The 16304-nt window shown below is 69.6% G+C and carries 14 protein-coding genes and 3 tRNA genes; all 17 read right to left on the minus strand.

The window, feature by feature from the left end; genetic code table 11:
• Nucleotides 1-474 precede the first annotated feature (474 nt).
• Complete coding sequence (locus tag EAD98_RS18870) at nt 475-843, minus strand: hypothetical protein (RefSeq protein ID WP_121655375.1); 369 nt, start codon at nt 841-843, stop codon at nt 475-477.
• A 94-nt stretch (nt 844-937) separates the two neighbouring features.
• Entirely contained in the window at nt 938-4828 is a 3891-nt protein-coding gene (locus EAD98_RS18875; protein WP_121655376.1) for a DNA-directed RNA polymerase subunit beta', read from the minus strand.
• An 80-nt stretch (nt 4829-4908) separates the two neighbouring features.
• Nucleotides 4909-8340, minus strand: a complete 3432-nt coding sequence (locus tag EAD98_RS18880) for a DNA-directed RNA polymerase subunit beta (protein WP_121655377.1) — start codon at nt 8338-8340, stop codon at nt 4909-4911.
• A gap of 570 nt (nt 8341-8910) precedes the next feature.
• Entirely contained in the window at nt 8911-9294 is a 384-nt protein-coding gene (gene rplL / locus EAD98_RS18885) for a 50S ribosomal protein L7/L12 (RefSeq protein WP_007465324.1), read from the minus strand.
• Nucleotides 9295-9349: 55 nt separating this feature from the next.
• Entirely contained in the window at nt 9350-9895 is a 546-nt protein-coding gene (gene rplJ, locus EAD98_RS18890) for a 50S ribosomal protein L10 (RefSeq protein WP_074314622.1), read from the minus strand.
• 344 nt (nt 9896-10239) lie between these two features.
• Nucleotides 10240-10929 carry a hypothetical protein gene (locus EAD98_RS18895; protein ID WP_121655378.1) on the minus strand — a complete coding sequence of 230 codons (690 nt, stop codon included), beginning with the start codon at nt 10927-10929 and terminating at the stop codon, nt 10240-10242.
• On the minus strand, nt 10926-11771 hold the full coding sequence (locus EAD98_RS18900; RefSeq protein ID WP_121655379.1) for an ATP-binding cassette domain-containing protein: 846 nt from the start codon (nt 11769-11771) through the stop codon (nt 10926-10928). The genes EAD98_RS18895 and EAD98_RS18900 overlap by 4 nt, the downstream gene beginning before the upstream one ends.
• 85 nt (nt 11772-11856) lie before the next feature.
• Nucleotides 11857-12573: a 50S ribosomal protein L1 gene (gene rplA / locus EAD98_RS18905; protein ID WP_121655380.1), complete on the minus strand. Its 717-nt coding sequence runs from the start codon at nt 12571-12573 to the stop codon at nt 11857-11859.
• A 77-nt stretch (nt 12574-12650) separates the two neighbouring features.
• A complete protein-coding gene (rplK, locus tag EAD98_RS18910) occupies nt 12651-13082 on the minus strand; it encodes a 50S ribosomal protein L11 (protein WP_053653970.1) in 432 nt (143 codons plus the stop codon).
• Nucleotides 13083-13270: 188 nt separating this feature from the next.
• Complete coding sequence (gene nusG, locus EAD98_RS18915; RefSeq protein ID WP_121655381.1) at nt 13271-13993, minus strand: transcription termination/antitermination protein NusG; 723 nt, start codon at nt 13991-13993, stop codon at nt 13271-13273.
• A 41-nt stretch (nt 13994-14034) separates the two neighbouring features.
• On the minus strand, nt 14035-14427 hold the full coding sequence (secE, locus tag EAD98_RS18920; RefSeq protein WP_121655382.1) for a preprotein translocase subunit SecE: 393 nt from the start codon (nt 14425-14427) through the stop codon (nt 14035-14037).
• 211 nt (nt 14428-14638) lie between these two features.
• Nucleotides 14639-14711: transfer RNA gene (locus tag EAD98_RS18925), tRNA-Trp, on the minus strand.
• A 128-nt stretch (nt 14712-14839) separates the two neighbouring features.
• Entirely contained in the window at nt 14840-15232 is a 393-nt protein-coding gene (locus EAD98_RS18930) for a MaoC family dehydratase (protein ID WP_121655383.1), read from the minus strand.
• 1 nt (nt 15233) lies between these two features.
• Nucleotides 15234-15680, minus strand: coding sequence for a MaoC family dehydratase N-terminal domain-containing protein (locus tag EAD98_RS18935; protein WP_121655384.1), 447 nt, complete (start codon nt 15678-15680; stop codon nt 15234-15236).
• Between the two features lie 126 nt (nt 15681-15806).
• A complete protein-coding gene (gene rpmG / locus EAD98_RS18940) occupies nt 15807-15974 on the minus strand; it encodes a 50S ribosomal protein L33 (RefSeq protein ID WP_007073056.1) in 168 nt (55 codons plus the stop codon).
• A 132-nt stretch (nt 15975-16106) separates the two neighbouring features.
• Nucleotides 16107-16179 (minus strand) — tRNA-Met (locus tag EAD98_RS18945).
• A 24-nt stretch (nt 16180-16203) separates the two neighbouring features.
• Nucleotides 16204-16276: transfer RNA gene (locus tag EAD98_RS18950), tRNA-Thr, on the minus strand.
• Nucleotides 16277-16304 lie beyond the last annotated feature (28 nt).

A 16304-nucleotide genomic window follows, 5' to 3' on the forward strand; every position in this document is an offset into this window, starting at 1 on the left:
CCGGCCCCCAGCCGGGGCCGTGCCCCGGCATCGGCTGCCCCCATCCCGCCGGCGCACCGTGTCCACCCGCCGGGCCGGACGACGGCTGACCCCAGCCGTGCGACACGGGGTACGGCTGACCGGACCCGGGCGGAGGCGCACCCCAGCCGGGGGGCGACGCGTCCCAACCGGGAGCGGTCGTCTGCGGGTTGCCCCAGTCGGGCGGGGACGCCGGCGGCGGCGTACCCGGGGCAGGGGAGGCCGCGGGCGAGCCGGGCTGCGCGCTCGGGTCGGGTCGCGCCCACCCGCTCGGCTCGGACGCGCCCGGACCGGGGGCCGGCGCGCCAGGATGCCCGGCCGGATCATCCGCCGGGGGGCGCGCCGGTTCCGTCACGAGGTCCTCCTGTCGACAGGGCCGCCAGCCGCCACGCGGCGACAACCGCCAGGCTACCGCCGGGGGCGCAGCCGCCCCCGCTGGGCGCGTACGCGGGCAACTCAGTCCATGTTCGAGGGGTAGTCGTGGCCGAACGGCGCGCCCGCCAGCCGGACCACCCCGATCACCACCGCCGCCACCACGGTGACCGCGACCAGAGCGAGACCGGCCCAGGCCAGCCGCTCCCCCCGCCGCAGCCAGGCGCCACCGGTCAGGAAACCCCCTGAGGCGTACGCCTCCCGGCGCGCCTGCCGCGCCAGGTGGAGTGCCACCGTGGCGGGCACCACCCCGCCGATGAACAGGCCGGTCAGCATGCCGAGCAGCCCCAGCGCGAAGACCGCCCGCGCCTTGGTGGCACGGACCGGGTCGGGATCGAGCGGGTGGCGCAGGCCGTGCTGCGCGACGGACACCTGCCCGGGTGCGGTCGTCATGCCTCCATCATGCCGAACCCGGTCCGCGGGTGGGCCGCTCCGGACGCGACGAGGCCCCCGGCGGATGCCGGGGGCCTCGTCGTGTGGTTGGTGCTTAGCGGTACGACCCGAAGTCGAAGTCGTCCAGCGGCACAGCCTGCCCGCTGGCCGGCCCGAAACCGTAGTCGGTCTCCGGGTACCCGGTCATCGAGTAGACCTTGGCCTTGGCCTCCTCGGTCGGCTCCACCCGGACGTTGCGGTACTTGCTGATGCCGGTACCAGCCGGGATGAGCTTGCCGATGATCACGTTCTCCTTGAGGCCGACCAGCGAGTCGCTGCGCGAGTTGATCGCAGCGTCGGTCAGCACCCGGGTGGTCTCCTGGAAGGAGGCCGCCGAGAGCCAGGAGTCCGTGGCCAGCGAGGCCTTGGTGATACCCATCAGCACCGGACGACCGGCGGCGGGCTCGCCGCCCTCCGAGACGAGCCGGCGGTTCTCCGACTCGAACAGCGCCCGGTCGACCAGCACACCCGGCAGGAACTCGGTCGAGCCGGAGTCGATGACCGTCACCCGCTTGAGCATCTGGCGGATGATGATCTCGATGTGCTTGTCGTGGATGAGCACGCCCTGCGAGCGGTAGACCTCCTGGACCTCCTGGGTCAGGTGGACCTGGACCGCGCGCGGACCGAGGATGCGCAGCAGCTCGTGCGGGTCGATGGTGCCCTCGGTGAGCTTCTCGCCGACCTCGACGTGACCGCCGTCGTGGGTCCGCAGCCGAACCCGCTTGGAGATCTTGTCGTAGACGATCTCGTCGCTGCCGTCGTCCGGCACCACGATGATCTTCCGCGAGCGCTCGCCGTCCTCGATCCGGATCCGGCCGGGGGTGTCGGCGATGGGCGCCTTACCCTTCGGGACCCGGGCCTCGAAGATTTCCTGGACACGCGGCAGACCCTGGGTGATGTCCTCACCCGCGACACCACCGGTGTGGAAGGTACGCATCGTCAGCTGCGTACCCGGCTCACCGATCGACTGGGCGGCGATGATGCCGACCGCCTCGCCGACGTCCACGGTCTTGCCGGTCGGCAGCGAGCGCCCGTAGCAGGCACCGCAGACACCCAGCTTCGACTCGCAGGTGAGCACGCTGCGCACCCGGACCGTCTCCACACCAGCGGCGACGATCTTGTCGACCCCGATGGAGTTGATGTCCTGACCCCGCTCGGCGACGACGGTGCCGTCCGGCCCCTTGATGTCGTCGGCCAGGGTACGGGCGTGCACGCTGGTCTCGGCGTGCTCGTGCACGACCAGCCTGCCGTCCTCCAGGCGCTCGCCGATCTGCATCGGGATCGCCCGGTCGGTGCCGCAGTCCTCCTCGCGGATGATCACGTCCTGCGAGACGTCCACCAGACGACGGGTCAGGTAACCCGAGTCGGCGGTCCGCAGCGCGGTGTCGGCGAGACCCTTACGGGCACCGTGCGTGGAGATGAAGTACTCCAGCACGGACAGACCCTCCCGGTAGCTGGCCTTGATCGGCCGCGGGATGATCTCGCCCTTGGGGTTGGCCACCAGACCACGGATCGCCGCGATCTGCCGGAGCTGGAGCAGGTTACCGCGGGCACCCGAGTTGATCATCTTCCACAGTGGGTTCTCCTGCGGCAGCGCGGTGTCCATCTCCTTGGCGACCTCGTTGGTCGCCTTGGTCCAGATTTCGATGAGTTCGCCGCGACGCTCCTCGGCGGTCATCAGACCACGCTGGTACTGCTTGTCGATCCGGTCGGCTTCCTTCTCGTACTTCGCCAGGATCTCCGCCTTGCGCGGCGGAGCGATGACGTCCTCCATGCCGATCGTCACGCCGGACCAGGTGGCCCAGTGGAAACCGGCCTCCTTGAGCCCGTCCAGGGTGGCGGCCAGCGCCACCTTGGGGAAGCGCTCGGCGAGGTCGTTGACGATCGCGGAGAGCTGACCCTTGCGGATCTCGTAGTTCACGAAGCGGTAGCCCTGCGGCAGCGTCTCGTTGAACAGCACCCGACCGAGGGTCGTCTCCACGGTCAGCGACTCACCCTCGACCCAGCCCTCCGGGGCGGTCCACGGCTCGGCGCCGGCGCCGTTGTCGACACCGATCACGTCGCGCAGACGGATCCGCACCGGCGCCTGCAGGTGCAGCTCGCCGTTGTCGAACGCCATCCGCGCCTCGGCGTCCGAGCTGAACGCCCGGCCCTCGCCCTTCTCACCGGCGGTGAGGTGGGTGAGGTGGTAGAGGCCGATGACCATGTCCTGGGTGGGCATGGTGACCGGCTTGCCGTCGGCCGGCTTGAGGATGTTGTTCGACGACAGCATCAGGATCCGCGCCTCGGCCTGGGCCTCGGCGGACAGCGGCACGTGCACCGCCATCTGGTCACCGTCGAAGTCGGCGTTGAACGCGGTGCAGACCAGCGGGTGGATCTGGATCGCCTTGCCCTCGACCAGCTGCGGCTCGAAGGCCTGGATGCCCAGGCGGTGCAGGGTCGGCGCCCGGTTGAGCAGCACCGGGTGCTCGCCGATGACCTCTTCCAGCACGTCCCACACGACCGGGCGCTGGCGCTCGACCATCCGCTTGGCGGACTTGATGTTCTGCGCGTGGTTGAGGTCGACCAGCCGCTTCATCACGAACGGCTTGAACAGCTCCAGCGCCATCTGCTTGGGCAGGCCGCACTGGTGCAGCTTGAGCTTCGGGCCGACCACGATGACCGAACGGCCGGAGTAGTCGACGCGCTTGCCCAGCAGGTTCTGGCGGAACCGGCCCTGCTTGCCCTTGAGCATGTCGGACAGCGACTTGAGCGGGCGGTTACCCGGACCGGTGACCGGCCGGCCGCGGCGGCCGTTGTCGAACAGCGCGTCGACGGCCTCCTGGAGCATCCGCTTCTCGTTGTTGACGATGATCTCGGGCGCGCCGAGGTCGATCAGCCGCTTGAGGCGGTTGTTCCGGTTGATCACGCGGCGGTACAGGTCGTTCAGGTCCGAGGTGGCGAAGCGGCCACCGTCGAGCTGCACCATCGGGCGCAGGTCCGGCGGGATGACCGGGACGCAGTCCAGCACCATGCCGAGCGGCGAGTTGCGGGTGTTCAGGAACGCCGCCACGACCTTGAGCCGCTTGAGCGCCCGGATCTTCCGCTGGCCCTTGCCGGACCGGATGGTCTCCCGCAGGCTCTCGGCCTCGGCGTCGAGGTCCATGTTCTGGACCAGCGCCTTGATCGCCTCGGCGCCCATGGAACCGGTGAAGTACTCACCGAACCGGTCGCGCAGCTCGCGGTAGAGCAGCTCGTCGGTGACCAGCTGCTTCGGCTCCAGCTTGCGGAAGGTGTCCAGCACCTCGTCCAGGCGGTCGATCTCGCGCTGGGCCCGGTCGCGGATCTGGCGCATCTCGCGCTCTCCGCCCTCCTTGACCTTGCGCCGGACGTCCGCCTTGGCACCCTCGGCCTCCAGCTCGGCCAGGTCGGCCTCGAGCTTGGCGGCCCGCTTCTCGATCTCGGAGTCGCGGCTGTTCTCGGACTGCCGCTTCTCGGCCAGGATCTCGTTCTCGATCGTCGAGAGGTCACGGTGACGCGACTCCGCGTCAACGCTCGTCACGACGTACGAGGCGAAGTAGATGATCTTCTCGAGGTCCTTGGGGGCGAGGTCCAGCAGGTAACCCAGCCGGCTCGGCACGCCCTTGAAGTACCAGATGTGGGTCACCGGAGCGGCGAGCTCGATGTGCCCCATCCGCTCACGACGGACCTTGGAACGGGTCACCTCGACGCCGCAGCGCTCACAGATGATGCCCTTGAACCGGACGCGCTTGTACTTACCGCAGTAGCACTCCCAGTCCCGCTGCGGACCGAAGATCTTCTCGCAGAAGAGCCCGTCCTTCTCCGGCTTCAGGGTGCGGTAGTTGATCGTCTCAGGCTTCTTGACCTCGCCGTGCGACCACTGACGGATGTCGTCGGCCGTGGCGAGACCAATGCGCAGCTCGTCGAAGAAGTTGACGTCGAGCACTATGTCCCCTATGTCGTCGTCTGTACTGCTAATACTCGGGCGAGGTCGGGGGCCGGCGAGCCGGCCCCCGACCGCTCACCTCAGACCTCTTCGACCGAGCTCGGCTCGCGCCGGGACAGGTCGATGCCCAGCTCCTCAGCGGCCCGGAACACCTCGTCGTCGGTCTCGCGCATCTCCAGGGCCACGCCGTCGCTGGACAGCACCTCAACGTTGAGGCACAGCGACTGCAGCTCCTTGAGCAGCACCTTGAACGACTCCGGGATGCCCGGCTCCGGGATGTTCTCGCCCTTGACGATGGCCTCGTAGACCTTCACCCGGCCGAGGACGTCGTCGGACTTGATCGTGAGCAGCTCCTGCAGGGCGTACGCGGCGCCGTACGCCTGCATCGCCCAGCACTCCATCTCACCGAAGCGCTGACCACCGAACTGCGCCTTACCACCCAGCGGCTGCTGCGTGATCATCGAGTACGGGCCGGTCGACCGTGCGTGGATCTTGTCGTCGACCAGGTGGTTGAGCTTCAGGATGTAGATGTAGCCGACCGCGATCGGGTCCGGCAGTGGCTCGCCGGAGCGACCGTCGAACAGCTGTGCCTTGCCGCTGGCGCCGATCAGCTGGTTGCCGTCCCGGTTGGGCAGCGTCGACGAGAGCAGACCGGAGATCTCCTCCTCGCGGGCACCGTCGAAGACCGGGGTGGCCACGTTCGTGTCCCCCTCGGACTCGTCGGCGCCGATCGAGCGCAGCTGCTTCTTCCAGGCCGCGTCGTCGCCCTCGACCTTCCAGCCGGTCTTGGCCACCCACCCGAGGTGGGTCTCCAGCACCTGGCCGATGTTCATCCGGCTCGGTACGCCCAGCGGGTTCAGCACGATGTCGACGGGCGTGCCGTCCTCAAGGAACGGCATGTCCTCGATCGGCAGGATCTTGGAGATGACGCCCTTGTTGCCGTGCCGGCCGGCGAGCTTGTCGCCGTCCTGGATCTTCCGCTTCTGGGCGACGTAGACCCGGACCAGCTCGTTGACGCCCGGAGGCAGCTCGTCGCCGTCCTCGCGGGAGAAGGTACGCACACCGATGACCGTGCCGGTCTCGCCGTGCGGCACCTTCAGCGAGGTGTCCCGGACCTCGCGCGCCTTCTCACCGAAGATCGCGCGGAGCAGCCGCTCCTCCGGGGTCAGCTCGGTCTCGCCCTTCGGCGTGACCTTGCCGACCAGGATGTCGCCGGGGACGACCTCGGCGCCGATCCGGATGATGCCGCGCTCGTCGAGGTCGGCGAGCATTTCCTCGCTGACGTTCGGGATGTCGCGGGTGATCTCCTCCGGGCCGAGCTTGGTGTCCCGGGCGTCGACCTCGTGCTCCTCGATGTGGATCGAGGTGAGCACGTCCTGCTGCACGAGGCGCTGCGACAGGATGATCGCGTCCTCGTAGTTGTGGCCCTCCCAGCACATGAACGCCACGAGCAGGTTGCGCCCGAGCGCCATCTCGCCCTCGTCGGTGCAGGGACCGTCGGCGATGACCTGACCGGCCTCGACGCGGTCGCCCTCGAAGACGACCGGCTTCTGGTTGACGCAGGAGCCGGCGTTGGAGCGGCGGAACTTGTGCAGCAGGTACGTCCGGCGGTGGCCGTCGTCCTGGTGGATGGTGACGTAGTCGGCGCAGAGATCCTCGATCACACCGCCGACCTCGGCGACAACCACGTCGCCGGCGTCGACCGCGGCCCGGTACTCCATGCCCGTACCCACCAGCGGCGCCTCGGCCTTGACCAGCGGCACCGCCTGGCGCTGCATGTTCGCGCCCATCAGTGCCCGGTTGGCGTCGTCGTGCTCGAGGAACGGGATCATGGCGGTCGCGACCGAGGTCATCTGCCGCGGCGACACGTCCATGTAGTCGACGGCGGCGGGGACCACGTCCTCGGTCTCGCCACCCTTACGACGACACAGGACCCGGTCCTCGGCGAACGTGCCGTCAGCCTTGAGCGGCGCGTTGGCCTGGGCCTTGACGAACCGGTCCTCCTCGTCCGCGGTCAGGTAGTCGATCTGGTCGGTGACCCGACCGTCGACGACCTTCCGGTACGGCGTCTCGATGAAGCCGAACGGGTTGACCCGGGCGAAGGTGGACAGCGCGCCGATCAGGCCGATGTTCGGGCCTTCCGGCGTCTCGATCGGGCACATCCGGCCGTAGTGGGACGGGTGCACGTCGCGGACCTCGAAGCCGGCCCGCTCCCGGGACAGACCACCCGGGCCGAGCGCGCTCAGCCGGCGCCGGTGGGTCAGGCCCGCCAGCGGGTTGGTCTGGTCCATGAACTGGGACAGCTGCGACGTCCCGAAGAACTCCTTGATCGCCGCCACCACCGGGCGGATGTTGATCAGGGTCTGCGGGGTGATCGCCTCGACGTCCTGCGTGGTCATCCGCTCGCGGACGACCCGCTCCATCCGGGACAGGCCGACCCGAACCTGGTTCTGGATCAGCTCACCCACGGTGCGCAGGCGCCGGTTGCCGAAGTGGTCGATGTCGTCGGCCTCGTAGCCCTCCTCACCGGCGTGCAGCCGGCAGAGGTATTCCACGGTGGCGACGATGTCGTCCTCGGTCAGCGTGCCGGTGGTGATCGGCACGTCGACTTCGAGCTTCTTGTTGAACTTGTAGCGCCCGACCTTGGCGACGTCGTACCTCTTCGGGTTGAAGAAGAGGTTGTCGAGCAGGGTCTGGGCGTTCTCGCGCGTCGGCGGCTCGCCAGGGCGGAGCTTGCGGTAGATGTCGAGCAGGGCCTCGTCCTGGCCGGCGATGTGGTCCTTCTCGAGCGTGGTCATCATCAGCTCGGACCAGCCGAACCGCTCACGGATCCGCTCGGCCGACCATCCGATGGCCTTGAGCAGGACCGTGACGGCCTGCCGACGCTTGCGGTCGATGCGTACGCCGACCGTGTCGCGCTTGTCGATGTCAAACTCCAGCCAGGCACCCCGACTCGGGATGACCTTGACGCTGGAGAGGTCGCGGTCGGAGGTCTTGTCCGGCTGCTTGTCGAAGTACACGCCCGGGGACCGGACGAGCTGGCTGACCACGACGCGCTCGGTGCCGTTGATGACGAAGGTGCCCTTGGGCGTCATCATCGGGAAGTCACCCATGAACACCGTCTGGCTCTTGATCTCGCCAGTGGTGTTGTTGGTGAACTCCGCGGTCACGAAGAGCGGAGCGCAGTAGGTCAGGTCCTTCTCCTTGCACTCCTCGATCGAGGCCTTGACCTCGTCGAAGCGCGGTGCCGAGAAGGAGAGTGACATGGTGCCGGAGAAGTCCTCAATGGGACTGATCTCTTCAAGGATCTCCGCGAGACCCGAGCGTGCGTGCGGGTCGTCCGCCGACCGGCCCTGCCAACCCTCGTTGCCGACGAGCCAGTCGAAGGACTCGTTCTGAATGGCGAGGAGGTTGGGGACCTCGAGGTGTTCGGTGATCCTGCCGAATGAAACTCGGCGGGGCGCGAATGCGCTCGACGTACGACTGGTCTTCGCAGGGCGGGAAGCTGCCAAGATGCGTCCTTCCGAGGACCGGTGCTGCAGAACGGCTGGTACGCGTGCACTCCAATGACCCCACCGGAATTATCCGTAAACGGACATTTCCGAGCAGGGGTCAAGTCGGAAGGCAGCGCAAACTAGCAGTGTAGCCGAGAGGCTAACCGCTGTCCAGCCCACCCCGCAGGTCGTCGCGGAACGTGCCTCGGCCCCCGTGAACCGGGGTCTGCCGGGCCGCTCGGAACGCAACGTTCCCGCTGGGCCGCTCGGGTTGCTGCGGCCGATGGTGCCGCCGCTGTCATACCCACGTCGTGGCCGTCGCAAGCGCGGTGTCTTGCTGGTGTCAGCGTGCCTGGCAGCCCGGGGCCGCGTCAAGGGCCGGTATCCGGGTCGGCCGGTCTTTCCCACCGAAGGGCGACCCGCCGCGCTCGTTCGGGTCCCCGGGAGGGGGCGTCGGCGCCCAGCTCAGGACGGCTGCCGACGGGGTTCACCAACACGGCGGGCGACGATCCGTGTCGGATCGCCGCCCGCCGCGACGCGATCGTGTCCCAGCTCACCGAGCCGGGTACGCGCTGGTGGAGCGTCAGGTCACTTGAGGGTGACCTTGGCGCCCTCGCCCTCGAGCTTGGCCTTCGCCTTCTCGGCGGTCTCCTTGTTGACCTTCTCCAGGATGGCCTTCGGCGCGGACTCGACCGCGTCCTTGGCCTCCTTGAGGCCCAGGCCGGTCAGCTCACGCACGACCTTGATGACCTGGATCTTCTTGCCACCGTCAGCCTCGAGGACGACGTCGAACTCGTCCTTCTCCGGCTCGGCCTCGGCGGCGGCCGGAGCCCCACCGGCGGCGGCCACGGCGACCGGAGCCGCAGCGGTGACCTCGAAGGTGTCCTCGAACTGCTTCACGAACTCGGAGAGCTCGATCAGCGTCATCTCCTTGAACGCGTCGAGCAGCTCGTCGGTGCTGAGCTTCGCCATGTCTGGCGTCCTTTCCTGAATCTGTTAAGTAAGAACGTGGTGCGCCGGGAGACCGTCAGGCCGCCTCGGCGCTCTCCTTCTCGCGCTTGTCCTGCAGTGCGGCCGCCAGACGGGCGGTCTTCGACAGCGGGGCCTGGAACAGGGCCGCGGCCTTGCTCAGGTTGCCCTTCATCGCGCCGGCCAGCTTGGCCAGCAGCACCTCGCGGGACTCCAGGTCGGCGAGCTTCGTGACCTCGGCCGCGGAAATGGCCTTGCCCTCGAAGACACCGCCCTTGATGACGAGCTTCGGGTTGGCCTTCGCGAAGTCGCGAAGCCCCTTCGCCGCCTCGACGACGTCGCCCGAAACGAAAGTCAGCGCGGTAGGACCGGTGAACAGCTCGTCGAGGCCGTTGATGCCCGCGTCCGTCGCAGCACGCTTCGCCAGCGTGTTCTTCGCGACCGTGTAGCTGGTCTCGGCGCCGAGCGAGCGCCGGAGCTGGGTGAGCTGGGAAACCGTCAGACCGCGGTACTCGGTCAGCACGGTGGCGCCCGCGTTGCGGAAGCTCTCGGTCAGCTCAGCGACGGCCGTGGCCTTGTCGGCCCGGATCGGCTTGTCCGCCATGTCCCTCCTCTCTCGTTACTCGAGGCTGGTCCCCGTCGCGGCCGGAGCCGGAACGGGGGCGGAGGCAGCACGACAACGAAAAAGCCCCGGCGCAGGGCGCACGGGGCGAGGGCCGGCGGATCACGGTCGGCGGACCATGCTCACTGCCGAGTTACGCTTGCCGCCCTACGCGGGTCGCCCGTTGTCGCGGGACCTTCGACCGTGCCGAAGCACGGTGACCAGCGGTCTCTGGGTGGTTCCTCATCCGTGAGAACACGGATGACGTCTGAAGAGTACGCGACCCCGTGACCAGCACCAAATCGTTCCGTGTGAGCCGGGCCACCGCCGTCTCGGCTCCGGGCGCCTCAACCCCGGGCCCGCCGCCGCACGAGGTAGCCGCAGACCGCCGCGGCGCTCCACATCAGCGCCCAGGCGGTGAGGCCGACCATGGTGAGGGCTGCGGCGTCGCCCGCGGTGGTCCGGGCCGCGGCCATGATCGGCGGCGCCAACCAGGGGGCCACCGACCCGGTCAGGCCGAGCACCACCGCGCCGACGCCGCCGAGGGCCAGCACCGCGACGCCGTACCCGGCGCCGCCCACGGACGCCCGGCTGGCCAGCGCCCCGAGGGCCACCGCGGCGGGTACGACCAGCAGATGCGCCCACAGCCCCAGCGCGACGCCGACCGGCACCGACCGGTCCGCGGGGTCGACCGGGCCGGTGACCCCGCCGACCAACCACGGGAAGGCCAGCGCGACGGCCACCGTGACCAGCGCCGCCCCGCCGGCGGCGAGCAGCCCCGCCAGGCGTTCCCGGGCCACCCCCACCGTCACCTGGGCGAGCCGGCGCTGCACGTCCGGTTCGACGTCCAGCATGATCTTGGTCTGCCAGGCGAGCACCGGGAAGAGCACCACCGCGGAGACGCCGTACGCCTCCGCCGGCTGGGCCCGGCCGCCGCCGTACAGGATGCCGAGCGCGACGAGGCCGACGAGCAGCGGCGCGACCGCCCGCCCGGTCCGCAGGAAACCGGCCAGTCGCAGCCGGATCAGGGCGGTCATCGGGCCTCCCCCGCGGCGCGGTCGACCGCCAGGCCGGCGCCGTCCACCGCCACCGGCTCGTCCGGCGTCCGGTCGGCACCGCCCGGTCCGGTCGGCGGTGGGGCGGGCCGGGCGTCGGGGCGTACCCGCAGCACCTGGTGGCCCTCGGCGCGCAACCGGGCGACGGTGCCGGCGACCCGCGCGGCCGGCACCGCGACCTCGATCACCGCGACCGTCCCGTCGGGCAGCGGGGTCTCCTCGGTCACCGTGCCGTCGGCCACCGCCCAGTGGCGCGCGCCCGGCAGCCGGACCGTCTCGCCACGGTGGTCGCTGACCAGGACCGACCCGCCGGCGGCCAGGACCTCGTCGATCAGCTCGGGAACCAGCTCCCGGGTGGAGGCGTCCAGCCCCTCCCACGGCTCGTCGAGCACCAGCAGGCCCGGCGGGCGCAGCATCGCCTGGGCGAGGCCGACCTTCTGCGCGGTGCCCTTCGACAGCTCCGGCAGCCGGACCGCGCGGAACGCGGCCAGCCCCAGCCGGTCGGTCCAGCCCGCGACGGCCTCGTCGGCCGCCGCGCGGCCCAGCCCGGCCATCCGGGCCATCCCGGTCAGGTAGCGCGCCACGGTGAACGGCTGGTCGGCCGGGAAGCGCTCCGGCACCCAGCCCACCCGCCCCGGCCGGTCGATGACCCGGCCCCGAGCTGGCCGGAGGACCCCGGCCGCCACCTGAAGCAGGGTCGACTTGCCCACCCCGTTGCGGCCCAGCACGACCGCCACCTCACCCGGACCGATCCGCACATCCACGCCGCGCAGCACCCACGGACCACGCCGGTGGTACCGCAACCAGACGTTCTCCAGCCGCATGGGGTCGAGCGTGTCACACCGCAGACGCGGCGGGGCGCCGCCACGGTGGTGGCGGCGCCCCGGTGGAGCGAAGTGTCGGCTCGGCTCAGGCCTCGACCGAGTCCTCAGTCAGGTTCTTCACCAGGTTGGGGTCGACCGGGACGCCCGGGCCCATCGTGGTGGTCAGGATGACCTTGCGGAGGTACTTGCCCTTCGCCGCGGACGGCTTGGCGCGCAGCACCTCGTCGAGCACCGCGGCGTAGTTGTCCACCAGCTGGCTCTCCGAGAAGGAGGCCTTGCCGATGATCAGGTGCAGGTTGGAGTGCTTGTCCACCCGGAAGGTGATCTTGCCGCCCTTGATGTCCTGCACCGCCTTGGTGACGTCCATGGTCACCGTGCCGGTCTTCGGGTTCGGCATGAGACCGCGCGGGCCCAGGATCCGCGCGATCCGGCCGATCTTGGCCATCTGGTCCGGCGTGGCGATCGCCGCGTCGAAGTCGAGCCAACCACCCTGGATCCGGGCGACCAGCTCGTCGGTGCCCACCTCGTCCGCACCCGCCGCGGCGGCCTCATCGGCCTTCGCGCCAGCGGCGAAGACGATCACGCGGGCGGTCTTACCGGTGCCGTGCGGCAGGTTGACCGTGCCGCGGACCATCTGGTCCGCCTTGCGGGGGTCGACGCCGAGGCGCATGGCGACCTCGACCGTGGCGTCGAACTTGACGTTGGTGGTCTCCTTGGCCAGCTTCACGGCCTCGGCGGGGGTGTAGAGCTTGGACCGGTCGATGACGTCGGCGGCCTTGCGGTAGCTCTTGCTGCGCTGCATTGCTGATTACTCCTGTGGTCTCTGGCGGGCCGCTCGGCGCGGGCCCTCCCACGATGGGTCGTCGGCCGGGGCCGAGGTCAGTCGTTGACGGTGATGCCCATCGACCGGGCGGTGCCGGCGATGATCTTCTCGGCCTGGTCCAGGTCGTTGGCGTTGAGGTCGGCCATCTTCTTCTCGGCGATCTCACGCAGCTGGGCGCGGCTGACCGAGCCGACCTTCTCGCTCTGCGGAACGCCCGAGCCCTTCTGCACACCGGCGGCCTTGATCAGCAGCCGGGCAGCGGGCGGGGTCTTCAGCACGAAGGTGAAGGACCGGTCCTCGTACACGCTGATCTCGGCGGGGACGATGTCGCCCCGCTGGGACTCGGTCTGCGCGTTGTAGGACTTGCAGAACTCCATGATGTTCACGCCGTGCTGGCCGAGCGCGGGGCCGACCGGCGGCGCCGGCGTGGCCTGGCCCGCCGGCAGCTGAAGCGTGAACGTCTTGACGAGCTTCTTCTTCGGAGGCATGTCACTTCCTGGGGCTTGGAGCTGGGAAAATGCGGCTGACGCCGCCCTGGCGGGCGCGCACGGTCAGCGCGGTGCGACAGCGGCGACGTTCAAGAGTAGCGCAGGCCGCAGCCCGCTCGTCCGCCGAGGTCGAGCGGGAGGGCGTACGCCGACGCCAGCGGCGGGCCGGGCCCGCCGCCGACGACCGGTCAGATCTTGGCGACCTGGTTGAAGTTGAGCTCCACCGGGGTCTCCCGGCCGAAGATCGACACCAGCACCTTGAGCTTCTGCTGGTCGGCGTTGATCTCGCTGATCGTGGCCGGCAGCGACGCGAACGCGCCGTCGGTGACGGTGACCGAGTCGCCGACCTCGAAGTCGAGGACCTTGATCTCGGGCTTCGCCTTCTTCTGCTCGGTCTCGATGGCCGGCGCCAGCCACTTCAGCACCTCGTCGAGGGAGAGCGGCGCGGGCCGGTCGGCCCGGTCGGTCGCGCCGACGAAGCCGGTCACACCCGGGGTGTTACGGACACAGGAGTAGGACTCGGCGGTCAACTCCATCCGAACCAGGATGTAGCCCGGGAAGACCTTCGCCTGGACCTGCGAACGCTTGCCGTTCTTGACCTCGACCTCTTCCCGGGTCGGCACCTCGACCTGGTAGATGAAGTCTTCCATGTCGAGGCTCGTGATCCGGGTCTCGAGGTTGGTCTTGACCTTGTTCTCGTAGCCGGCGTAGGAGTGCACCACGTACCAGTCGCCCGGTGCGTAACGCAGCTTCTGGCGCAGCTCGGCGACCGGGTCGTACTCCTCGTCCGGCTCGGGCTCGGTGGTTGGGAACTCCGGCTCGCTGGCGGCCTCAACCGACTCGTCACCAGCCGCCGTCGCGACCGTGGACTGCTCGTCCACCGGTCCGGCGGTCTCGTCGTACTCAGGCACGCTCGCTCACTTCCGTCACTATCGGCTCTGGAGGCAGCCGGTCAGCTCGAGTTGCCGAAGACAAACAGCACGACCTTGGCGAAGCCGAAGTCCAGCACTCCCACGATCGTCAGCATCACCGCGACGAACGCCACCACCACGGCGGTGTATGTCAGCAACTCCTTGCGCGTCGGCCAGATGACCTTACGCAGCTCGGCCACTACCTCGCGGAAAAACCGGGCGATGCGGCCGAACACGCCCACCCGACCGGTCTCCGACCGGGTGGTCGGCCGGCTGTCCGCCGACTCCGCCCGGGCGCGGGACCGCGTCGCGGTGCCTCCCCGGGAGACCGGCTCGTCCGCGCTGGTGGCGTCGTCGTCGGCTACGTCGTCGACGAGCTCGTCGTCCAGACGATCGTCGCCGGCGTCCTCGCCGTGCCGCTTGTTGTCGGCCACTTCGCCCTCCGTCGCGGAATCTCGGGTCGCACGCCGGGAGGCGTGCGCGGCGCTGGTCACGCCGGCCGGACCAACCGTCCCGCGACGGGCCGCGGCCGGTGGATCAACCGGGGGGCCCGATGCCTCGGAGCCACCCCGCCAATGCCACCACCACGGGCCGGACGCCGCCATGTCGGCGACGCGACCCACGGGAACGGTCAGGCCTGAGGCGCAGGGGTGACAGGACTTGAACCTGCAGCCTGCGGTTTTGGAGACCGCTGCTCTGCCAATTGAGCTACACCCCTGTGCGGCAACTCTCGCCCCACGCGGCCACAGACGACCGAGCAGGGGTCACTTGCCCCACGGCGGACCAGTGTACGGGTAGCCGCCCGACTTTCCCAACCGGTCTCCCCGCCACGCGTGGCGGGGAGATTCAGCGCGCCGTCCGGATGGTCGCCCGGGCCTGCGAGAGCACCTTCTCTCCCAGGCAGGTGGCGGTCACGTCGAGCCGGGTCAGGCCATCCTCGGTCACCTCGCGGACCACCGCGGTGACCTCGATCTCGGTCCCCTGGTCGTCGTCGGGGACCACGACCGGCCGGGTGAACCGGACGCCGTAGTCGACCACCGAGTCGGGCGCCCCGGCCCACTCGGTGATGGCCCGGCTGACCAGCGCCATGGTGAACATGCCGTGCGCGATCACCCCGGGCAGGCCGACCTTGGTGGCGAACCGGTCGCTCCAGTGGATCGGATTGAAGTCGCCCGAGGCGCCGGCGTAGCGGACCAGGTCCGCTCGGGTCACCTGGAACGTCTTGGCTGGCAGCTCCATCTCACGCCTCCCCGCGTACGACGATCTTGGACCAGACGGCGACCACCGGCTCGCCGGCGACGGTGCTCACGTCGGTGCGGGTGGTCAGGAAGCCGTGCCCACCCCGGGTGGTGACGTCCTCGATGGTGCTCGCGCAGATCAGCTCGTCGCCGGCGACCACCGGCCGGGTGTACGCGAACCGCTGGTCGCCGTGCACCACGCGGCTGTAGTCGACGCCCAGCGCCGGGTCCTCGACGATCTGGCGGCTCGCGGCCATCGTGACGACCACCGGGAAGGTCGGCGGGGCGACCACGTCCGGGTGGCCCAGCGCCCGGGCCGCCGCGGGGTCGTGGTGGGCCGGGTCGGTGGCGCCGATGGCGGTGGCGAACTCACGGATCTTTTCTCGGCCCACCTGGTAGGGGGCGGTCGGCGGATAGGTCCGGCCGACGAAGGAAGGGTCCAGAGACATGCCGCGAACCTACACGGAAAACACAATCGCCGATCTGCTCGGTCGGCGGCGGCGGAGCCGCGCCGGCCCGGTCAGATCGGCGATCGGGAAAGCGTCAACAATGGCCGGCGCAGGGCCGGCCGCAGGTCAGCGGGTCTCGCGGTGAACCGTGTGCCGACCGTCGCGCGGGCAGAACTTCTTCAGCTCGATGCGGTCGGGGTCGTTACGGCGGTTCTTGCGCGTGATGTAGTTGCGCTCCTTGCACTCCACACACGCCAAAGTGATCTTCGGCCGGACATCGGTAGCCTTCGCCACGGCGGAGTGCCTTCCTCGCTAACGGAAACAACTACGACGCGTCAGCCTAGTCGCTGACAGCGCGGACATGCAAAGTGGGCGCCAGTGGCGCCCATCCCCACGACCACCGGGACCTGGCCCGGAAGACGAGAGTAGCGGTGGCCGGACTTGAACCGGCGACACAGCGATTATGAGCCGCTTGCTCTGCCATCTGAGCTACACCGCCGCGGTGGGTCCAGCTGAACCCTCGAGCCCCCTTACGGAATCGAACCGTAGACCTTCTCCTTACCATGGAGACGCTCTGCCGACTGAGCTAAGGGGGCCTGCGCGATCTCCCCTGGAGGCGCGCAG

This window comes from Micromonospora sp. CV4 (assembly GCF_003667455.1).
Classification (GTDB): domain Bacteria; phylum Actinomycetota; class Actinomycetes; order Mycobacteriales; family Micromonosporaceae; genus Micromonospora.

What these genes read in the sequence shown, in the direction of transcription:
- EAD98_RS18870 (WP_121655375.1), bottom strand. Translation starts at nt 843, where the DNA reads ATGACGACCGCACCCGGGCAGGTGTCCGTCGCGCAGCACGGCCTGCGC.
- rplL (WP_007465324.1), bottom strand. Translation starts at nt 9,294, where the DNA reads ATGGCGAAGCTCAGCACCGACGAGCTGCTCGACGCGTTCAAGGAGATG.
- rplJ (WP_074314622.1), bottom strand. Translation starts at nt 9,895, where the DNA reads ATGGCGGACAAGCCGATCCGGGCCGACAAGGCCACGGCCGTCGCTGAG.
- EAD98_RS18895 (WP_121655378.1), bottom strand. Translation starts at nt 10,929, where the DNA reads ATGACCGCCCTGATCCGGCTGCGACTGGCCGGTTTCCTGCGGACCGGG.
- EAD98_RS18900 (WP_121655379.1), bottom strand. Translation starts at nt 11,771, where the DNA reads ATGCGGCTGGAGAACGTCTGGTTGCGGTACCACCGGCGTGGTCCGTGG.
- rplA (WP_121655380.1), bottom strand. Translation starts at nt 12,573, where the DNA reads ATGCAGCGCAGCAAGAGCTACCGCAAGGCCGCCGACGTCATCGACCGG.
- rplK (WP_053653970.1), bottom strand. Translation starts at nt 13,082, where the DNA reads ATGCCTCCGAAGAAGAAGCTCGTCAAGACGTTCACGCTTCAGCTGCCG.
- EAD98_RS18930 (WP_121655383.1), bottom strand. Translation starts at nt 15,232, where the DNA reads ATGGAGCTGCCAGCCAAGACGTTCCAGGTGACCCGAGCGGACCTGGTC.
- EAD98_RS18935 (WP_121655384.1), bottom strand. Translation starts at nt 15,680, where the DNA reads ATGTCTCTGGACCCTTCCTTCGTCGGCCGGACCTATCCGCCGACCGCC.